At 61.0% G+C, this 20,319-nt stretch carries 17 protein-coding genes; 10 read left to right on the top strand and 7 right to left on the bottom strand.

Annotated features, from left to right (window positions below; genetic code table 11):
- Positions 1 to 51: 51 nt before the first annotated feature.
- The 3 genes from RRH01S_RS12220 to hglS all read right to left on the bottom strand — a co-directional run bounded on the left by RRH01S_RS12220 (position 52) and on the right by hglS (position 3,902).
- Positions 52 to 948, bottom strand: coding sequence for a LysR family transcriptional regulator (locus tag RRH01S_RS12220; RefSeq protein WP_034516593.1), 897 nt, complete (start codon positions 946 to 948; stop codon positions 52 to 54).
- A 118-nt stretch (positions 949 to 1,066) separates the two neighbouring features.
- Positions 1,067 to 2,488 carry an FAD-binding oxidoreductase gene (locus RRH01S_RS12215; protein WP_034516595.1) on the bottom strand — a complete coding sequence of 474 codons (1,422 nt, stop codon included), beginning with the start codon at positions 2,486 to 2,488 and terminating at the stop codon, positions 1,067 to 1,069.
- A 10-nt stretch (positions 2,489 to 2,498) separates the two neighbouring features.
- A complete protein-coding gene (hglS, locus tag RRH01S_RS12210; protein WP_034516597.1) occupies positions 2,499 to 3,902 on the bottom strand; it encodes a 2-oxoadipate dioxygenase/decarboxylase HglS in 1,404 nt (467 codons plus the stop codon).
- A 96-nt stretch (positions 3,903 to 3,998) separates the two neighbouring features.
- Here hglS and RRH01S_RS12205 point away from each other — a divergent pair, with 96 nt between their 5' ends.
- A complete protein-coding gene (locus RRH01S_RS12205) occupies positions 3,999 to 4,925 on the top strand; it encodes a LysR family transcriptional regulator (protein WP_034516601.1) in 927 nt (308 codons plus the stop codon).
- 7 nt (positions 4,926 to 4,932) lie between these two features.
- Here RRH01S_RS12205 and pdxA read toward each other — a convergent pair whose 3' ends face one another.
- The 4 genes from pdxA to RRH01S_RS12185 all read right to left on the bottom strand — a co-directional run bounded on the left by pdxA (position 4,933) and on the right by RRH01S_RS12185 (position 9,301).
- A complete protein-coding gene (gene pdxA / locus RRH01S_RS12200; RefSeq protein WP_042472168.1) occupies positions 4,933 to 5,922 on the bottom strand; it encodes a 4-hydroxythreonine-4-phosphate dehydrogenase PdxA in 990 nt (329 codons plus the stop codon).
- A 27-nt stretch (positions 5,923 to 5,949) separates the two neighbouring features.
- Positions 5,950 to 7,083 (bottom strand): iron-containing alcohol dehydrogenase, encoded by a 1,134-nt coding sequence (locus RRH01S_RS12195; protein WP_034516604.1) that lies wholly within the window; start codon positions 7,081 to 7,083, stop codon positions 5,950 to 5,952.
- 113 nt (positions 7,084 to 7,196) lie between these two features.
- Positions 7,197 to 8,384: a sialidase family protein gene (locus tag RRH01S_RS12190; protein WP_034516606.1), complete on the bottom strand. Its 1,188-nt coding sequence runs from the start codon at positions 8,382 to 8,384 to the stop codon at positions 7,197 to 7,199.
- An 11-nt stretch (positions 8,385 to 8,395) separates the two neighbouring features.
- The gene (locus RRH01S_RS12185; RefSeq protein ID WP_034516608.1) at positions 8,396 to 9,301 is read right to left on the bottom strand and encodes a dihydrodipicolinate synthase family protein; all 906 of its coding nucleotides are present in this window, start codon (positions 9,299 to 9,301) and stop codon (positions 8,396 to 8,398) included.
- A 287-nt stretch (positions 9,302 to 9,588) separates the two neighbouring features.
- Between RRH01S_RS12185 and RRH01S_RS12180 the strand changes: the two genes are divergently transcribed.
- From RRH01S_RS12180 to hflC, 9 genes are all read left to right on the top strand, one after another.
- The gene (locus RRH01S_RS12180) at positions 9,589 to 11,229 is read left to right on the top strand and encodes an ABC transporter substrate-binding protein (RefSeq protein WP_034516610.1); all 1,641 of its coding nucleotides are present in this window, start codon (positions 9,589 to 9,591) and stop codon (positions 11,227 to 11,229) included.
- Between the two features lie 46 nt (positions 11,230 to 11,275).
- Complete coding sequence (locus RRH01S_RS12175) at positions 11,276 to 12,232, top strand: ABC transporter permease (RefSeq protein WP_034516611.1); 957 nt, start codon at positions 11,276 to 11,278, stop codon at positions 12,230 to 12,232.
- A gap of 2 nt (positions 12,233 to 12,234) precedes the next feature.
- On the top strand, positions 12,235 to 13,194 hold the full coding sequence (locus tag RRH01S_RS12170) for an ABC transporter permease (RefSeq protein ID WP_034516614.1): 960 nt from the start codon (positions 12,235 to 12,237) through the stop codon (positions 13,192 to 13,194).
- Positions 13,194 to 14,201 carry an ABC transporter ATP-binding protein gene (locus RRH01S_RS12165; RefSeq protein WP_042471934.1) on the top strand — a complete coding sequence of 336 codons (1,008 nt, stop codon included), beginning with the start codon at positions 13,194 to 13,196 and terminating at the stop codon, positions 14,199 to 14,201. The genes RRH01S_RS12170 and RRH01S_RS12165 overlap by 1 nt, the downstream gene beginning before the upstream one ends.
- Entirely contained in the window at positions 14,201 to 15,193 is a 993-nt protein-coding gene (locus tag RRH01S_RS12160; RefSeq protein ID WP_034516618.1) for an ABC transporter ATP-binding protein, read from the top strand. The genes RRH01S_RS12165 and RRH01S_RS12160 overlap by 1 nt, the downstream gene beginning before the upstream one ends.
- Positions 15,190 to 16,251, top strand: coding sequence for a four-carbon acid sugar kinase family protein (locus RRH01S_RS12155; RefSeq protein WP_042471932.1), 1,062 nt, complete (start codon positions 15,190 to 15,192; stop codon positions 16,249 to 16,251). Before RRH01S_RS12160 ends, RRH01S_RS12155 begins: the two co-directional genes overlap by 4 nt.
- 18 nt (positions 16,252 to 16,269) lie before the next feature.
- Positions 16,270 to 17,040, top strand: a complete 771-nt coding sequence (locus tag RRH01S_RS12150; protein ID WP_007691356.1) for a FadR/GntR family transcriptional regulator — start codon at positions 16,270 to 16,272, stop codon at positions 17,038 to 17,040.
- Positions 17,041 to 17,226: 186 nt separating this feature from the next.
- The gene (hflK, locus tag RRH01S_RS12145; protein WP_037222242.1) at positions 17,227 to 19,293 is read left to right on the top strand and encodes a protease modulator HflK; all 2,067 of its coding nucleotides are present in this window, start codon (positions 17,227 to 17,229) and stop codon (positions 19,291 to 19,293) included.
- Complete coding sequence (gene hflC, locus RRH01S_RS12140) at positions 19,290 to 20,300, top strand: protease modulator HflC (RefSeq protein ID WP_034516624.1); 1,011 nt, start codon at positions 19,290 to 19,292, stop codon at positions 20,298 to 20,300. The genes hflK and hflC overlap by 4 nt, the downstream gene beginning before the upstream one ends.
- Positions 20,301 to 20,319 lie beyond the last annotated feature (19 nt).

Here is a 20,319-nt window from a genome sequence, read left to right as displayed (position 1 = left end):
ATGCCAATGATAACTGCAAATACCAAAGCATACGACATGCATAACATGATGTTAATTTCGCGCGGCCGCTTCCATCTCGATGCGCAGCAGTTCGATGAACTCTTCGGCGAAGACCGAAAGCACCACATCGTTGCGATATGCGGCATAGGTGTGAAAGGTAGTATCGGCTTCGATCTCAAGACATTTGACACCACGTATACCACCGCCGGCAACCGTGAACTGATCGATAATGGCAATGCCCAGCTCTGCTGCCACGAGTGCGCAGACGGTCGTGCCGAACCTGGCCCTGATCTTCATCCGGTAGTTCAGGTCGTGGCGTCGGAAGATTTCGGTCATCACACGCCCGTACGGATCGTTCGGATCGATCCCGATCAGCGTGTGCTTGACGATTTCCTCTGGAGAAATGCTCTTCTTCTCGGCGAGCTCGCTATGTTCCGGCACAATACAAAGCAGTCGCCCGGTCGCCAGCGGCGCAAAATGAACAATCGCATGTTCGAGAAACGAGCTGATCGCCACCACCTCGCCGCGCCCGACAAGGAGGTAGTCGATGGCTTCCTCGATCTTCAGGATGTTGATGTCGACATCGAGCTCCGGGTACCGATCCCTGATCCCGGCGATTGATTTCGGCACCATGACGTTGGCGATGCTCGGAACCGAACCGACGCTGAGAAGCCGGCTATCTCCCTTCCCGAGGCGATCGACCGCGAACTGGAGATCCTCGACCTGGCGATAGACGGTGTCGAGAAGGCCGAAAACATGCCGCGCCTCGGGCGTCGGCACATAGCGCCCATGGCTGCGGTTGAAGAGGCGCACATTCAGCGAATCCTCGGTGTATTTCATCAACCGGCTGATGCCGGGAGCCGAGACGCCAAGCAGATTGGCCGCGCCGGCAATGGTGCCGGTAATCATGATCGCGCGGATCACTTCGATCTGGCGGAGCGTCAACATCGTCGCGGCCCTCTCCCGAGTCAGACACTGAGAATTTCGGCACGATCCTATGGGCATTCCGTTAAATCAATGGGTTCGCGGGCTCAAACAGCCTCGCCCGCCAAATCACGCACCGTGCCTATCCGAAACGGACGGCACCGAGGGCACCGGGCGAAAGGAGGACTTTCAGGCCGCCGGCCAGGTCCTGCAATTTCTCGGCCGTATAGAGATCATAATAGGGCTGGTTCTTGCGGCCGATCGCATGTTCGGCACTGAAGCTGCCACCGAAATCCTCGACGGCGACCTTGAAGACGAAGTCGCGCAAGCGGCGCTCGAAATCCGGATCACTCGCGATTTCGATGTCCTTTGGCACCACGAGATTGAAGTGAACACCGCCATCGCCGATATGTCCGAAATCGCAGATCCTGATCTCGGGGAAGAGCGCCGGCATCTCGGCCCGCATATGAGTGCAGAAGGTCATGATGTCGCCGCGACGGAAGGAAAGGTCGAAGGCAATCAGCTTGCCGGAATGCTTGACGCCTTCCGAAAGCGCGTGTCGAAGCGCCCACATCTCGTGGGCCGGGCCGACGAAGGCGTCGGCAAGCGGTGCCGCCTCGCTTTCCCATATCTCGGCAAGCACCGTCTCAAGCACTTGGTCGAGCGACTGCTCGCCCTCGCGTGGCGCCCAGCTTCGGCTCACCTCCGCCAGAATGACATAAGCCGGCACCTCGCCGCGCTCGAACGGATTGCGCAGGGACGGGACATGATCGAGAGCGGCAGATACCGCATTTGCCGACATGCCCTCGAAGGCGGAGAGATAGCTGCCGAGCCGTTCTTCCATGGCACGCAGGAGCGGCATGACATCGGCATCGCTCTTCGGCACCAGATAGGCAGTCGCCGTCTGGCGTGGCAGCGGCTCAAGATTGAGCACGCATTCGGTAATGATGCCGAAGGCGCCCGATGTGCCGATGAATATCTGTTTCCAGTCGACGCCGGTATTGTTCTTGCGAAGATCGCTCGCCAGATCGAGCACGGTTCCGCTCTCGTCGGCCAGCACGACCGTCAGGCCGAGCGTGTTGCGGCGCACGTCCCCGTATTTCAGAAAGCGGGATCCGCCGGTATTGGTCGCGAGCATCCCGCCGAGCCGGGGATCGGCGCCGAGATCGATCGGGAAGAACAGGCCATGCTCCTCCAGCTTGCGATTGACATCGGAAAGCCGCCAGCCCGCGCCGGCGCGCAGCGAGCGGTTGTCGATATCGATTGCGAAGGCCCCCGTCAGCCGATCGAGGCTCAACACAATCTCGCGACCTGAACTGTCCGGTGTGGAACCGGAAACAAGGCCGGTATTTCCGGATTGCGGGATGATGGGAATGCTGTGACGGACACAATAGGCGACCGCGGCGGAGACCTCTTCAGTCGAACATGGGCGCAGAACCGCTGCCGTCCGACCCTTGTCGTAACGCGCACCGGTCTCGTAGGCTGCGACATCCCCGGCCTCGATCAGAATGCCCTTGTCGCCAAGAAGCTGTCTCAGCTCATCGACGTGCTTACTCTCGAGCATCCGTTTTCCCCTATTCCGCGGCCTCCGTCCAATTCAGCGCCCGGCGGCACGCTTCGATAGAGGCCTGTTCGATGCCGGCATAATGATCGAATTCGTTGAGCACGCTCGCCCCAAGATCCGCCTCAAAATGCAGCTGATTGGGGCTGGCAGCAAATTCATGCTGCGCGTCGTCGCCGAGATTCGACTGGAAGATACCCGCTGCGCTCACCGGCAGGAAGTCCTCGTAGACGATAGGATCGAACTGCACCAGACCATCGGCGATCCATTGTGCGAGATCACCATCGATGCGGCCGCCCGCCTTGCGGCCCTTTTCCGTCAGCGAATAGCTGAAATAGCCGAGCTCTTCGGCGCGGATCTCCTCCCAATTGTCAGGGAAAGTTTCGAAGGCCTTGGCAAGTGCCGCCTCATATTCCCTTGCGTTCGAACCATCGGCAGCCGGCCGAACGATCCTGCGGGAATCGGTGAGGAGTGCGTCATAGAGCGCGCGGCCCTTGGGGGTCAGCGCGATGCCGCGCTGTTCGATCTCGCCGAAGCGGGCGGTGTGCGAACCGGCCTGCCAGGAACCATCCTCCGCACGAAAGGACACCGGCTCTTCGAGGGCCTTGAACGAGGTCTGACGCAACAGGATCGGGCATTGGCGGGTCGGCGGCCCCTCGACCACGGCTTTCGGCACGATGCCATGCGCCGGCATGCGGGCCTGGACGAGATCGATGTCGAGCGTGCGCGGCGTCAGGTGATTGATATGCGGCCCCTTGAAGGAGACGACGTCGGCGATCAGACGGTGAGCATCGTGCAGGCGATGATAGAGCTCGGCACTGACATTGGCGCGATCATGCCAACGGAAAGTTTCGAGGACTTCGGAAACGAAACGGTCGGCATCGCCCTGCCCGAGTCCCCCGTCCTTCTCAGCCTTTTCTGCGAGCGCGATCGCGCCTTCCGTGAAGATCCGCCGGCCGGCGAGAACAGCTTCCGCCTCAGCGCGCAGCGTCTCGTCCACGATCAGATCGAGCCGGAGAAGCGATGTGAAGACGCGAAAAGGATTGCGCTTGAGCGCGGCCTCCCCCACGGGGCGAAAGGCGGTCGAATGAACCGGCACGCCCGCAGTCGAAAGATCATAGTAACCGACCGGATACATGCCCATCACAGCAAAAATCCGCCGCATCATGGCAAGTTCGCCGGCAGTGCCGAGGCGGATGGCGCCATGCCGCTCCTCGGAGATCCGCGCCAGCGAATCCGTTTCGTCAAGGCGCTCCTGAAACTTCGGGTTCGCGGCCAGCGTTTCCGCATTGACCTCCGACACCAGCTCCATCAGCGTGCCATAGGCCGGCACTTCCTTGCGATACATGTCCGACATAGCGGCGGAGAATGCATGGCGAATTTCATCGGGGGAAATATGCAACGTGGTCACAGGCATTCTTTCTTGCGAGCGAGTTCATTCCTTTTCCGCACAATATTGCTTGTTGCAATCATTGTCTCATGACATTCTGAGCTAAGTTGATGCGTTTTGAGAATGAATATGCGCCGCAGCCTGGTTCCGGACATCGCCAATCTTCAGGCTTTCGAGTGTGCCGCACGGCATGGCAATTTCACCCGGGCGGCTGAGGAGCTGAACCTCACCCAAAGTGCCGTGAGCCGGCAGATCCATACGCTTGAAGAACAAACCGGGCTGCTGCTGTTCGAGCGTGTGCGCCGGCGGGTCATCCTCTCCGAGCCGGGAAAACGCCTGCTATCCGAGGTGCAGCGCCTGCTTGCTCAATCGGAACAACTGATGATGCGGGCGGTCGCTTCGGCTGACAAGGATGAGTCGCTCACCATCGCGACGCTTCCGACCTTCGGTGCGCGCTGGCTGATGCCGCGCCTGCCGGATTTTCTGGCCAGTCATCCCTCGCTGGCATTGACGGTGGGCTCGCGTTCAGAACCCTTCGATTTCGATCAGGAGGATTTCGACCTCGCCATCCATTATGGTCAGCCGAGCTGGGCTAAGGCGACATCGACCTTCCTCTACAGCGAGCTCGTGCTGCCGGTCGCGAGCCGGAAGGTCGTCGAAAAACTGCGGGCACAAACCCCGGCGAATCTTGCCGATGCGCCGCTCCTCCATCTTACCACCCGTCCACGTCTCTGGTCGCAATGGCTTGAAGCCAACGGGGTGACGTCAGACAACGGCTTTCGCGGAAACCGCTTCGATCAGTTTTCGATGATCATCGGCGCGGCCCTCGCCGACATGGGGGTCGCATTACTGCCTTCCCACCTGATCGAGGAGGAGATTCGTGCGGATGCGCTGGTGCCGGTCTTCGATCTGCCGATGGCCACCGAATTTAGCTATTATGTCGTGCTGCCCGAAGGGCGCCAGAGCAATGGGGTGGCGAACGCCTTCAAGGCCTGGCTGATCAGCCAGGCCAGCATGGATCAAGTGCCTGCCCTGCCAAGGGAAAGCTAGCATCAGGTCAAACAGCCTTGCGGCGTGGCGAACGGGCCATCAGCCGGGCATAGGCGATTGCCGAAAGCATGTTCACATGATTGGCTTTGCCGGTTCCGGCGATGTCAAAAGCCGTGCCGTGGTCGACGGATACGCGATCGATCGGCAGTCCCAAGGACACGTTGACTGCGGTCTCGAAGGCGACGAGCTTGATTGGGATATGGCCCTGATCGTGATACTGCGCGATGACAAGGTCGAAAGCGCCATTATAGGCGCGCGCAAACACGGTATCGGCCGAAATCGGACCGACGACATCGATCCCCTTCGCTTGCGCCTGCTCGACAGCCGGCGCCAAGAACTCCATGTCCTCGGTGCCGAACAGGCCGTTTTCGCCGCAATGCGGATTGAGCCCGGCAACGGCGATGCGCGCCGTCTTGCCGAGCCGCAGGAAATGATTGTGTCCAGCCTCGATGGTCGCCAGCACGCGCTCCGTTCTTGCCCGTTCGATTGCGCCCTTGAGAGAGACATGGGTCGAGACGTGAATGGTGTTCAACCGCTCCGAAGCGAGCAACATGAACGAGCTCTTCGAACCCGTTAGATGCGCCAGCAAGCCGGTATGACCATCGAAATGATGGCCGGCGAGGTTCATCGCTTCCTTGTTGATCGGCGCCGTGACGATGACGTCGGCAGCGCCCGACATGGCGAGATCGACGGCGCGGCGGATATAGCGGACCGAGGCGTCACCGGCGACCGGACTGACCTTGCCGATCTCGGGCAAAGGCGCGCCGAGCGCCACTTCGTCGACCGCAATCCTGCCGGGGCCAGCGATATCCGCGGGTGCAAACACCAGCCCGGTCGCAGCAACCCGATCGGCGCGCTCAAGCGCTTCGATATTGCCGACGACTATGAAATCCCGGCGTTCTTCCTCCGGCATCGCCGCCAGCGCCTTGACGATCACCTCCGGACCGACGCCTGCGGGATCGCCCAGGGTCACAGCGACTTTCGCATTCCTGTCCATCAGTCCCATTCCCTTTCGGCGGCGCGCTCAGAAGGCGGCTTCGTAGATCGAGCGAATATCGGCGCGCGACAGATCACGCGGATTATTATCGAGCAGCCGACGGATGGCAAAGGCATCGTCCGCCATGGCGTCAAGATCATCCTTCGGGACGCCGAGGCCGGAGAGCGTCATTTCGATGCCAAGCTCCGCGCAGAAGGCATAGGCGGCATCGAAGACCGACTGGATACTATCCGATGCCCCGCGACCGAGCGCATCCATGACGGCCCTCGTCTTCTCTGGAACGGACGGCGTATTGAAGGCGAGCACATGCGGAAAGATCAGTGCATTCGCCGCCCCATGGGCGACATGCCAGCGCGTGCCGAGCGGATAGGCCAGCGCGTGGCCGCCGGCGGTATTGACCGGGCCAAGACAGAAGCCGCCATAGAGAGACGCGAGCGACAGGCCGGCGCGCGCCTCGGCATCGGAACCGTCCTTGACTGCCCGCGCCAGATATTTGCCGACAAGCCGGGCTCCCTCGATCGCGTAGAGATCGACCATCGGATGCGCCTTGCGATTGGTGAAGGCCTCGACGCAATGGGCCATGGCGTCGACACCAGTTGCCGCCGTTATACGCGCCGGAACCGTAAAGGTCAGCGCCGGATCGATGACGGCGATGTCAGCCAGCATATGCAAGCTCTCGACAGCGAGCTTGGCTTTCGTGCCGGGGTCGGTGACGAGCGCGCGAATGCCGGCCTCGCTGCCGGTGCCGGAGGTCGTCGGCACCTGCGCCAGCGCGACACGGCGGGGGCCTTTGACCTTGTTCGGACCGACAACCTCATGCAGGGTCTGCGACGACCCGACGAGAACCGCGGCGAGCTTGGCAAGATCCATGGCGCTTCCGCCGCCGAAACCCACCACGAGATCGGCATCTGCCGCATTTGCCGCCGCAAGAACCTTGTCGAGATTGGCGGTGTCCGGCTCCGGTGTCACATCTGCAAAGACCGTGATACTGCCTTTCAGCGCGAGAGCATCAACGCGCTTCGCGTTGAACGCATCGGAGATCACGAGAATGCGGCCATAGCCTTTTTCACTCGCCCATTTGCCGAGACGCTCCGCCGTGCCGACACCGAACTCAATCAGATGCGGCCGGACGATTGTAATAGGCGAATCCAAGCTGACCACCGGACTACTCCTCCCTGCGGATGCCGCAGCATCCAGCTGTCACGCAGATGTAAATTTGTTATACAATACGGCTTTGCTTGGCAAGCGCCAGCTCCCGGCAAGCCGATCGGCATTCATCCGATCGCCTCCGGCGACAGCCGCACATATTTGATGGCCCGGCGATAATAGGTGTAGGCGATATGCACCACACCATCCGCCCCCTGCACGATCGACGGATAGGAAAATTCACGGTTGAGCGAATCCTTCGAATTGTTGCTGAGGCAATAGCCGTCGCCGGTATCGAGATCGATCCGGCGCGGGAAGCTCGCGCCGCCATCACTGGAGAAGGCAAGGCTGAGCGGTGCACGCGGTACACCCCAGACCGCCTTTCGCCGCTCAAGCGTCTGCAATGGTGCAGCGTCGATCGCCTCTCCGCCCTCGATTTCATCATACAGAGACTGCCGCCTGGCATCCGACATCAGCGCGTTGGAATGATTGTAAACAATTGCGATTACACCACTTTTAAATTTTACAGCCTGGATAGAAGAATTGTTGTTCGGCAGGTCCATCGGCTGCGGCGCGCTCCAACTCTCACCGCCATCCGTTGAGCGGCTGGCAAGCACGGACTGTGCAAAGCGGTTGCGATAGAAAGCGACAAGATCGTCGCCCTCGAGCGCAACGATGTTCATGTGAACCGCGCCAAGACTGTCCGGCACCGCCGTCATCACCCAGCTCTTGCCCTGGTCACGTGAGATCAGCACGCAGGCCGTATCGGCATCGCCGGTCCAGCGCTCGCCAGGCAATCCGACGCAACGAAAGACCGGGAGCAGCCAAGCGCCGCGGCTGTTCACGATAATAGGCTGGCGAACAAATGTGCCCGGGAGATCGCAGAGCACGCGAACCTCGCCGAAGGTCTTGCCGCCATCTGCCGAGATCCGGCATTTGACAACAGACCCATCCTGATTTCCGGAGGTCTGTGAGGTATAGAGAAGCCAGACATCTCCGCCCGGAGCATTGAAAATCAACGGATTCTGCTCAGACTTGGCCGGATCGTCGGACATTCTCTCTGATGTCGACCAACGCGTTGCTCCGGGGGAAAGGCGCGACATGTAAATAGAAATGTCGCCCATGCCCTCCATCGTGCCGCCAAACCACACGCAGGTGAGTGTCCCATCGGGAAGAAAGGCGAGATTTGCAGCGTGATTTTGAATGCAGGGAGACGGGAGATAGGCATCCGCACGTCCCTTCTCCGTAGGGTTGACAAGGATCTCGCCCGTCATCAGCGCCGGCACAGCGTCCGGCTGCAAGCCCGAGAAAGTCATCATCGCTCTCCTTATGGCAGCTCGGCGTAGGCGTCGGAAAGTGCCGCATGATCCGCATCGCTGAGCGGCATCAATGGCGCCCGCGTTCGCCTCCATGCCGCATTGCCGGTCTTCAGCCCGACCATCGCCTTGATCGTTGGGATCTGCACATAGGAATTGGACAGCGTGCGATAGGCGTTGATGCGCGCCTGAGCCGCGTCGACGTCAGCGGCACGCTTTTCATCATGGACATGGTCATAAACCGTGCGCAGCGAATCCGCGACGAGATTGGACGTGGCGGTGATGCAGCCGGCACCACCGGCTTTCAGCAGTGGTAGCAGCAAGGGATCGGCGCCGGCGAGGACGGAGAAGCCGGGATAGGCGGCGATGATCGCCTGCATATTATTGAAATCGCCTGCAGATTCCTTGATGCCGACGACGATGTCGCGAAACGCTTCGATCAGCCGGCCGATCAACGGCACGGAGAGCGGCACGCCCGATACCTGGGGAATATGATAGAGGATAACCTGCAAGCGGGGATCAGCGACCGTTTCAAGCACCTGCGAATAGGCGGCAAAGAGCCCGTCGTCGGAAACGCCCTTGTAGTAGAAGGGCGGCAGCATCACCACCTTGGCGACGCCAAAAGAAAGCGCATGCCTGGTGAGTTCCACCGTTTCCGGGATGGCCACAACACCGGTGCCTGGAAGCAGCCGATCGGCTGGAATTCCCGCCTTCAGCGCCGCCTCGAGGATTGCGCGGCGCTCGCGTGAAGAGAATGAATTCGCTTCGCCGGTCGTGCCGAGAAGCGCCACGCCATGACAGCCCTCATCAAGGAGGCGTTGGCAATGTTCGGTGAACAATCCCAGATCCGGACTGCCATCGGCATTCAGCGGCGTTGCAGCCGCGCTGAATACGCCTGTAATCTTGTGATTGCTCATATCGTCCTCCCCGGATGAGCACGGCAGGCGGCAAAGCAGCCCGCAGAATGATGTTTTCATCAGCCCAGCTCGCAATGTTGTCAATATGACAATACGTGCAATAGCTATTTGCGTTTTTCAACTAGCTGAAAATAAAACATAAATTATTTTCCTCAACCAAAGACGCTTATTTCAAATTATTTTTTATTGACATATTTACATTGTCGGTTGAGTGTTCACTGCTATCATGACGCCCTTCGGGAGAGAGAAATTGGAGGCGTCTCGGATTCTGTTTTTGGGAGGAACGGATGACTGAGCGGAATACTGCGCCAAAGACGCAGGTGTCGCGCCGCGGCGCATTGAAGCTGGGCCTTGCAGCCGGCGTCGGGCTGACGATTTTCGGGATGAGCGCGCGCATCGTGCTTGCCGATGAGGGCCAGGTGCTGAAGGTCGCTAATCCTGCTTTCGACCAGGACTGGTCGCCGCTGCGCGGTGGCGGCAGAACCTTCCGCTGGAATTCGATCTGGTGGGCCTCGCCGATGTATTTCGACAGCGACGGCAAGATCCAACCCTACGTCTTCACCAGTTGGGAAACTTCCGACAACAAGGTTTGGACCTTCAAGATCGATCCCAAGGCCGTCTTTTCCGATGGCAGCAAGATCACCTCGGCCGATATCAAGGGCTCCTGGGAAGTGGCTTCCATGCCGAACACCAAGAGCCAGCGCGCCGATCAGGTGCTGAACAAGGTTCAGGGCTACAAGGACATCAGCAATGGCGCGGGTACGGAACTGACGGGCGTCGCGACGCCTGACGAGAGCACCGTGGTCGTCACATTGACCGAGGTGGATCCGATCTTCTTCATGCGCCTTGCCAACCATATTGCGCCGATCACCAAGGCGGCGCAGTCGCGCGGCAGTGATGGCGAAGAAATCATCGATTGGTACAAGCCCGAAAACAAGCCGGTCTTCTCCGGTCCGTTCAGGCTCACCAGTATCGATATCGATGCCGGCAAGCTCGCCTTCGAGCCGAACGAGAATTTCTTCGGCCCGAAGCCGAAACTGGCGCGTATTGAGATCACCTCGATCGAGGATAACGTCACAGCGACCTCGCTGATCAAATCGGGCGAATTCAATGCCCATACCGAGCTGATCACCTCGACGATCATCCAGGATCTCGGCCCCGAATTCTCCGCCGGCCCGCTCATCCCGACCAGCCAGCATTTCTGGTTCAATACGTCCCGCGCGCCGATGGACGATCCGAAGGTTCGCCAGGCACTGATCATGGCGGTCGATCGTGATGGGCTGTTCAAGGCGTCCTATCCGGATGGCCCGCATAAGAAGGCCGATCAGATCCTGAACGCTGTGCCCGGCGCCGAGAATTCCGGCTTCGAGCCCTACCCCTATGATCCGGCAGCGGCCAAAAAGCTGCTCTCCGAGTCGAGCTATGGCGGCCCGGAGCGCCTACCCAAGATTCTGTTCGTCGGCATTTCTGCGCCGGCCATCCAGGCGGCAGCCCAATTCATCGCAGAGCAGTGGCGCCAGAACCTTGGCATCACCGCCGTCGACATGAAGCCGCAGCAGGATTTCTATGCCGGCCCGGACCAGAATTCGGTTCAAATCTTCCGCGACGATGTCGGCACCCGTGTTCCGGACGCCGTTTCCTATCTCGCCGGCTGCATCGCCTCGACCTCATCGAATGCGCAGAACAAGCTCGGCGGATACAAGAACGACAAGGTCGATGCGGCCCTTGCCGAAGCGGCAACCAAGGCCGTCGACGATCCGCAGCGCGTCAAGCTTGCGCAGGATGCCCAGAAGGCTTTCCGCGACGATTGGGCCTTCATTCCATGGTATTCTCAGGCGATGTCGCGCTGGGCCACCAAGGAGGTCAAGGGCATGGATAAGAACCTCGACTGGCAGGTCGTCGCGCCCTGGGACATTTCGATCGGCTAGTCCGCGCTGATCGCGGACCTCTTCGACCAACAACTGGGAGGTGACCTTGCTACGCTACGTGCTGACCCGGTTTGCCATCTGGATTCCGTCGGTGCTGATCGTGATGCTGGCCGTCTATGCGCTAGCCTTCTACGGCGCCGGCGATCCGATCAAGCTGATCTTTCTGCGCGCACCCGGCGATGTCGCCTATAATCCGCAGCGCATCGAGGCCATCCGCGAAAGCGCCGGCCTCAACAAGCCGTTCATCGCCCAGTTCGGTCTTTACATCTGGAACCTGTTGCACGGCCAGTTCGGCAATTCGCTAAGCTCGGGTCGCTCCGTCTGGGCTATGGTCTCGGCGGCAGCGCCGGTATCCTTCCAGCTTGCGCTCTGTTCGATCGTGCTGACGACGATCGTGGCCATCCCGCTCGGCATGATCGCTGCCCTCAACCAGAATACGCGCATCGACTACACGATCCTCGGCTCCGCTCTCTTCCTCTGGGCAATCCCGGCCTATGTTGCCGGCCCGCTCCTGATGGTCGGGCTGATCGTCCTTCTGCCCGGCGTAAAGGTGCCCTATGGCTGGGGCGGCGTCTTCGATCTGCGCATCCTTCTGCCGCTCATCGTGCTCTCCTTCCAACCGATTGCCCTGATCGTGCGCCAGACACGCGCCGCCGTCATCGAGGTCCTGTCGGAGGATTTTGTCCGCACGGCTCGCGCCAAGGGCGTGCCGGAGATCATTGTCGCGCTTCGCCATATCCTGCGGCCGGTGCTGACACCCGTCGTCACCCAACTCGGGTTGATCATGATCACCATCGTCAACGGCGCGATCTTCGTCGAACTGGTCTTCGGCCTGCCCGGCCTCGGTCGGCTGACGGTGCAGGCGCTGATCAATTCGGATTATCCCGTCATCCTGGCGATCACGCTTATCGGCTCCTTCCTGGTGATGCTCTCGAACCTTCTGGTCGACGTGCTCTATCCGTTGCTTGATCCGCGCGCCAACGATGCAAGAGGGAGCCGCTGACCGTGTCCGCCGTCCCCCTTTCCCCAATCGCCAGCGAAGAAGAGCCGCCGGTCTGCCTGTGGCGCGACGCGTGGTATCGCCTGAAGCGCAACAAGCTCGCCATCTTCGGTCTGATCGTCGTCACCATCCTCGCCTTTGCCGCAATCTTCGGCCCATATCTCACACCCTATGATTATCTAAGCCAGGATCTCCAGGCACGAAACGCAGCCCCTTCGCTCCACCATCTCTTCGGCACCGACGATCTCGGCCGCGATGTCTTCAGCCGCGTCGTCTTCGGCACGCGCACGGCCTTTCTGGTTGCGATCGTCGTTACCTTCATCGCCGTGCTGATCGGCCTGGTGATGGGCGCCATCGCCGGCTTCTTCGGCAATCCGTTCGACCGCGCCATCATGTGGCTGACGGACATGACCATGTCGGTTCCGAACCTGCTGCTCGTCGTCGTCATCAACGCATCGCTGAAATCGCCGATTTCGAAATGGATGGAAGCGCGCTACATGGCGACGCTCAATCCCTTCTATCGCGAGACCATATGGGTCGATTTCATGCTGGTCTTCGGCTCGATGGCGCTGATTTCCTGGCCGCCTTACGCACGCCTCGTTCGCGCCCAGGTGCTGTCGATCCGCAGCCGGCCCTATATCACCGCAGCGCAGGCGCTCGGCCTTTCCAACTGGATCATCATGAAGCGCTATGTCGTTCCGAATGCGCTCGGCCCGCTGATTGTCTCCGTCAGCGCCGGACTCGGAACCGCCATGGTGCTCGAAAGCGCCTTCAGCTTCCTCGGCATCGGCGTCAATCCGCCGACGCCAAGCTGGGGCAACATGATTTCGGACGGCCTGCGCGTCTGGCAGCACTATCCCCATCTGCTTGCCGCTCCGGCGGCCGTCCTCGGCCTTGCCTCGGTCGCCTTCAGCTTCCTCGGCGACGGCCTCAACGATGCGCTCAATCCGCGGGGCAGCAAGTGATGGATACGACCCAGCCTACCGAACGCCTGCTCGATGTCCGCGGCCTGACCGTCGAAATAGCCGGTCGCAACGGCCCAGCTATCGTGGTCGACGGCATCGATCTTCACGTCAACAGGGGCGAAACGCTCGGTGTCGTCGGTGAATCCGGCTGCGGCAAGAGCCTGACGATGCTGAGCCTGATGCGGCTCCTGCCGAACAAGATTAGGGTGACGAAAGGGTCTGCTCACTTCGATGGTCGCGACCTGCAAACCATGTCGAACCGCGAATTGCGCAAGGTGCGGGGCGGCGACATCGGTTTCGTCTTCCAGGACCCGATGACCTCGCTGAACCCGGTGATGCACGTCGGTGACCAGATCTGCGAGCCGTTGATCTATCATCGCGGACTGCGCAAGGCTGAGGCTCGCGAACGTGCCGTCGAACTGCTGCGCCTCGTCGGCATTCCCGGTCCGGAAGAACGGCTGCAGGCCTATCCACACGAGCTCTCCGGCGGCATGCGCCAGAGGGTGATGATGGCGATCGGCCTTGCCTGCAATCCGAAACTGCTGATCGCCGATGAACCGACGACGGCGCTCGACGTGACGATCCAGGCACAGATCATCGATCTCGTGAAGGAGCTGCGCCGCAAGCTCGGCATGTCCGTCGTCTGGATTACCCATGATCTGGCGCTGATCGCCGGCCTCGTCGACCGCGTCGCCGTGCTCTATGCCGGCACCGTCGTCGAGGATGCGCCGGTCGACGAACTCTACGCCCATCCGAGCCACCCCTATACGCGCGGTCTGCTGGCCTCGATCCCGAAGCTTTCGGATGCACCGTCAAGCCGGCTGAGTTCGATCGGCGGGACGCCGCCGGAACCCGGCCGTCGTCCCAAGGGATGCCCGTTCGCGCCGCGCTGTCCACTGGCGGAATCCATCTGTCACGAACGCGTGCCGAAGCTCGAGCCATTGAATGGCGCCGGAAACCATCGTACCGCCTGTTTCGTCGTCCAGAAAATGCGGGAGGCTGCATGATGAGCGCCCAACCGCTGCTCAAGATCGAAAACCTGGTCAAGCATTTCCATGTCCGGCTCGGCGCCTTCGGCGAACGCGCAGCCACTGTCTACGCGCTCGACAATGTCGACCTGGAGATCATGGAGGGCGAGACGCTGAGCCTTGTCGGCGAATCCGGCTGCGGCAAGTCGACCACCGGCTTCACCATTCTCAACCTCTACAAGGCGACCAACGGCCGGGTCATCTACAAGGGACAGGATCTAGCGACACTCAGCGAAAAGCAGATGCGGCCGTTCCGCCGCGATCTGCAGATCGTCTTCCAGGATCCCTATTCGACACTCAACCCTCGCATGACGGTCGGCGAGGCAATCGGCGAACCGATGCTCTTCCACAAGCTCTGCACCAAGGCCGAGCTGAAAGACAAGGTTGCAACGCTTCTCACCGACTCCGGCCTGCCGACGCGCTTCGCGCAACGCTATCCGCACGAACTCTCCGGAGGCCAGCGCCAGCGCGTCGTCATCGCCCGCGCACTCGCCTGCCAGCCGAAATTCATCGTCTGCGACGAGGCGATTTCGGCGCTCGATGTGTCGATCCAGGCGCAGATCATCAATCTCCTGCTCGACCTGCAGGAAAAATACGGCCTGACCTATCTCTTCATCGCGCACGATTTGGCTGTCGTCCGCCACATCAGCACCCGCGTCGGCGTCATGTATCTAGGCCGTCTGGCAGAGCTCGCGCCCCGTGACGCGCTCTTCGGCAACCCGCTGCACCCCTATACCAAGGCGCTGCTCTCGGCGGTTCCGGAAACCAATCCAGCACTGGAGCGGACCCGCACCCGCCAGATCCTGCAGGGTGACGTGCCGAGCCCGCTCAACCCGCCGAGCGGCTGCCGTTTCCATACGCGCTGCCCGATCGCAATGGATGTCTGCGCCAGGGCCGTTCCGGAATGGAAGGAAGCCAAGCCCGGTCATCTCGTCGCCTGTCATGCGGTCAACACGGGAGCAGACGCATGACGCCGAAGGTTGCGATCATAGCCGACGACCTGACCGGCGCGCTCGACACGGGCACCCCCTTTGTCGAGGCCGGTCTCTCCGTCACCATCGCGATCGATATCGACGCCATATCAGAAGCGCTTGCAAGCGGCTCCGAAGTCGTCGTGGTCAACACGGACTCACGAGCGCTGCCGGAGGAGAAAGCCGTGGAGAGGGTGAAGCTTGCAGCCAGCGCTCTTCTCGCCGCCTCACCGGAAATCCTCCTGAAGAAGATCGACTCCCGCCTGAAGGGCCATGTGGCGGCGGAAAGTGCTGCTCTTGCCGCCGCCTTCGGTCACCGCGAAATCGTCATTGCGCCCGCTATTCCCGATCAGGAGCGCGTCACCCGAGACGGCAAGGTCGTCGGCCGGGGCGTGGACCACCCCCTGCCGATTGCCGAACTCTTCGAGGCACGTCCAGAGACGGTCCTCATCATCGACGCCGAGACTGACGGCGATCTAGACCGTCTTGTGACGACACATGACTGGAAGACGAGCCTTGCCGTTGGCGCGCGCGGCATCGGCAGCGCACTTGCCCGCCATATCGGCCAAGGAGGCACGGACAGCCGGGCATTCGTGCCGACCGGCAGGACGCTTTTTGCCTTCGGCTCCCGCGATCCGATCACTGCGGCGCAAATGGCCACGCTCGAAGCATCGGGCCGCCTGCGGGCGACAATCGACGCGCCGATGGGCCTGGTGCAGTTCGGCAAGGGGCAGACGCTTCCGCTTCTGCTCCGTTGCACCGGCGACATCACCGAGGAGGCGACGGCTGTCGCCGATCGTTTTGCCAAAAGTGTGACATCGGTGATGGAGGATACCCATCCGGATATGCTGATGATGGGCGGCGGCGACATCGCCGTCGCTGTTTTCCGCGCGCTCGGAATTCACCTTCTGGCACCGAAGGGCGAAATCGAGCCGGGCATTCCGTGGTTCGATGTGACGATGGCCAATGGCACTCGGCTCCGCTGCGCGGTGAAATCCGGAGGCTTCGGGAACTCTGATAGTTTGCTAAGACTGATCCCTGAGAATCAGGCGGCCTGAGACAATGCCGGCGGGAGAATGAACGTGGACGAAGCAAATAGTGCATCGGCAAATGCGCAGGCGGCTCCGGCAGCCAAGCCCGAGCGTGGCAAAGCCGTGAAGCTTGTCGATCGCGTTTTCGACCAGCTGCTGGAGCGCATCCGCTCCGGAAACTACCCGCCGGACTCGCGCCTGCCGGGCGAACACGAGCTTGCCGCGATGTTGGGTGTTTCCCGCCCCGTTATCCGCGATGCGCTGGCGCGGTTGCGCGACCAGGGCATGGTCTATGCGCGCCAGGGCGCCGGCACCTTCGTCAGCGCCCACGGTTCACCGATCACCCAGCTCGCCTATGCGCCGGTCAAGACGATCGCCGATATCCAGCGCTGCTACGAATTCCGCCTGACGATCGAGCCGGCAGCCGCCTATTTCGCCGCCAAGAGACGCGATGAGGCCGCCATCCAGAAAATAGCCGCGGCACTGGCTGATCTTCGCGAGGCCACCAGCCATCAGCTTCACCGCACGGATGCCGATTTCAACTTCCACCGCTCGGTGACGGAAGCCGCCAACAACCATTATTACACCGCATCCATGGACGCCTTGAAAGCCCATATCGCCGTCGGTATGCATCTGCACGGCCTGTCGCTGCTCGGCCCGAGACAGGGTCTCGAACAGGTATTCCAGGAGCACAGCGCAATCTACAAGGCGATTGCCGAAGGCCGGGCGGAAGATGCCCGCAACCTGATGCAGGCCCACCTTGAAGGCTCCAGGGACCGCCTCTTCGAAGGACGAGCGCTCGATCTGTCGTTTTGACGGCTCCAAGCCATCTGACTCTGCAATCCCCTTAACCGTCCGCTTGCCTGCCAAGCCTTGTGGATATAAGAGCGATACGTAATAACGTATCCTCTTGAGTTCGAGGCCCGATGTTCCAAACATCGCTATCGAAGCTTCTCACCCGGATCGGTCACCTAACCTCATCGCGGCGCTATCGAGGAGGGCATGAAGCCTCCTTTAACCGGGCGCGAAAGAGCGCAATCGAACACGGCAATGCAGGATACGATTTCCAAGGATACGCAGCAGCCCCCCGATATCAAAGACCGAGCAAACTTCCAGCTTGCGGCGGTTCAAGCCCATGACCTTGCGAGCCAGAACTTCAGCGTGGCGATTTTCGCGGCCCTGCTTCTGCTCTGCGCGCTGATTGCAAACACGTTCAGCCTCAGCGCTATCTGGATTGCTTTCTTCTGCAACAACGCGGCCGCACTTATCCTCTTTGGAACAGGGCTTCGATCTGCCTACGATGTCGCGCGGTGGCGCCGCGCGCAGGCTGGTCTTGCCAGCGTCCCATTCGGAAGGTCCACGCAATGGCTTATTGCGATCGCCACATCGCCGTGGTCGCCGCAGGACACGGAAGAGTCAGAGCCACCTAGACGCGGGACCAGTAGCGCATTCCTCGCGGGGCAGTCACTCCTGTCACGCATCGGCGCCCGCCCCCTCTCGGTCTTCGGTCCTGCCCTCTTCGCATGTTTGATCGTCTATGCCGGCTGGAGCCTGAAGGCGGACGACATAGCCATCGGGACGACGAGCTTTCTCATCATCGCGGTCTGTCTGGCTTTCGCCTTTCTTCTGCTGGTGACGGAAAGGCGGCTTGCCGCGATCGATACGGAGGAATGGCCGGAGGCAAAAGCGATTTCGCAATTGGCGCGCTTGCCTATTTTCGTGCTCGTCCTGTCTTGCTTCTGCCTGTTTCTCAGCACACGCGGATCCGGGCTCTCAATCAAACTCCTGGCAACGCTGGGAGGCTTTGTCGGGCTTGTCGGGCTTGAGTTTTTGCTGCGCGCGGTCGCCTCTATGTTCCGCCCGCAAAGCGACAGCCGCGAGCCGGCACAGATCGCCACAAGCTTTGTCGCCGGCATTCTTCAGTGGCCGCCCCAGCCATTGGTCAGCATTCAATCGGAATTGCGGACCAGGCATGGCATCGATCTTCGGCAGATCTGGGCTTTTTCGTTCATTCGAAAGGCCGCTCCAGCCATCATACTCGGAACGCTCCTTCTGGGCTGGCTGCTGAGCGGCGTGCGCGAAATTCCGATGACCGGCCGGGGCGTATACGAACGGTTCGGCAAGGCTGAGGGCATCCTGCATTCCGGCCTGCACATCGGCCTTCCTTGGCCGTTTGGCCGTGTCATTCCCATCGAGAACGGCAGCGTGCACGAGCTGGCAACCTCCGTCAGCACGAGCGGTGATGGCGAAAAGCTGGCCGATGCCGAGGGGCCAGCGCCAGAAAGCGCGAACCGGCTGTGGGACGCCTCACATATCAGCGAGAAATCGCAGCTTATCGCCAGCGGCACCGGCGGCGCGCAGAGCTTTCAGATCGTCAACATGGATGTACGTTTCGTCTACCGCATCGGCCTTTCGGACCAGGCGGCGATAAAGGCGGCCTATCGGGTCGCCGATCTCCCAGCCTTGATCGAAAGCACCGCAAACCGCGTATTGGTCCATGACTTTGCCAGAAGAACACTCAACGACGTCTTGAGCGAAGGCCGATTGTCGCTCGCAAACGATATCGCCTCGGCAGTCCAGAAAAACATGGATGAGCTGAACAGCGGGGTCGAAATCCTGGCGGTCGTCGTCGAGGCCATCCACCCGCCCGCCGGCGCGGCCAACGCCTTTCACGGGGTTCAGGCGGCACAGATCAGCGCGGAGGCGATGGTTGCGCGCGAACGGGGAACGGCGGCCGAACGGACGAATGAGGCGCAATTGAATGCCAGCCTCCAGCAGGACAATGCGACGGCAACGGCAAGGGAAGGTGTCGCGGCTTCGGAGGTCGCAAAACTCCGCTTCCAGGCAGAACAATCGGCTTTCCACGAGGCTGGACAGGCGTTCTTGACAGAAGAATACTTCAACCGACTGACGATGGGGCTATCCCACTCGAAGGCTCTCGTCCTTGACCACCGCATCGGCGGAAGCATCGCTCCGACCCTCGATCTCCGGAGCATGACGATGCCGGCCGATCCCGACACAAGTGCCGAACCTAGCACCCCATACCAAAGCGAAGAAACCGGCCCATGACTGACGCGCACACCCATCCGGGCTCAAACCATCACGAGCACGATCATCATCATGATCACGGCGATGATCACAAGGAAGCAATGCCCTTTCGGTGGTCCCGCCTGGTCGTCGCGATGATCGTCGTCGCCATCATTCTGGTCGCCGCCTGCCTCGTCCAGGTAAGGTCGGGGGCCGCGACCATCATCACCAGGTTTGGCAATCCGGCACGCGTTCTGATTGATCCCGGCCTTGCCTTCCGGCTGCCCATTCCCCTGGAGAAGACCATCGACGTCGATCTGCGCGCCAAATCGACGTCCAGCGGCCTGCAGGATGTCGGAACCAAGGATGGGCTGCGAATCATCGCGCAGGCCTATGCGATCTGGCAGGTGCCGCCCGATCCGGATGCCATCAAGCGCTTCGTACGGTCGGTTCAGAACCAGCCGGACCAGGCGGCCGCGCAAATCCGCACATTCCTCGGCTCGTCGCTGGAGACCACAGCCAGCAATTTCGACCTGTCGTCGTTGATCAATCCCGATCCGGACAAGCTGCGGATCGACGCCCTGGAAGCACAGCTCAAGGCCCAGATCGCACAGCAATTGCTCGACACTTACGGCTTGCAGGTTGTCGATGTCGGTATCGAACGCCTGACCCTGCCTTCGGTGACGTTGAGCGCCACCGTCGACCGCATGCGGGCCGAGCGTGAAACCATCGCCACCGAACGTGCGGCAGTCGGCAAGCGCCAGGCCGCAGAAATCCGCTCCGCAGCCGAGCGCGATGCGAGAGTGCTGCAGGCGGACGCGACCGTGAAGGCCGCCGATATAGAAGCGAAATCCCGCGTCGAAGCCGCGCAGATCTATGGAGCAGCCTATAAAAGCGCGCCGGAGCTTTACGAACTGCTCCGCTCCCTCGACACGCTCGGCACCATCGTCAATTCCAACACGCGTCTTGTCCTGCGCACCGATGCAGCACCTTTCCGGGCTTTGGTCGATGGACCGCCCAGCGCCGCATCAGCTGGCGGAGCACATTAGAGATGGGTGCGGTCGGGGA

The organism is Rhizobium rhizogenes NBRC 13257, assembly GCF_000696095.1.
In the GTDB taxonomy this organism is placed as follows: Bacteria; Pseudomonadota; Alphaproteobacteria; order Rhizobiales; family Rhizobiaceae; genus Rhizobium; species Rhizobium rhizogenes.
Note: the sequence above shows the minus strand (reverse complement) of the source record. Positions and strands in the feature narration are given on the sequence as shown.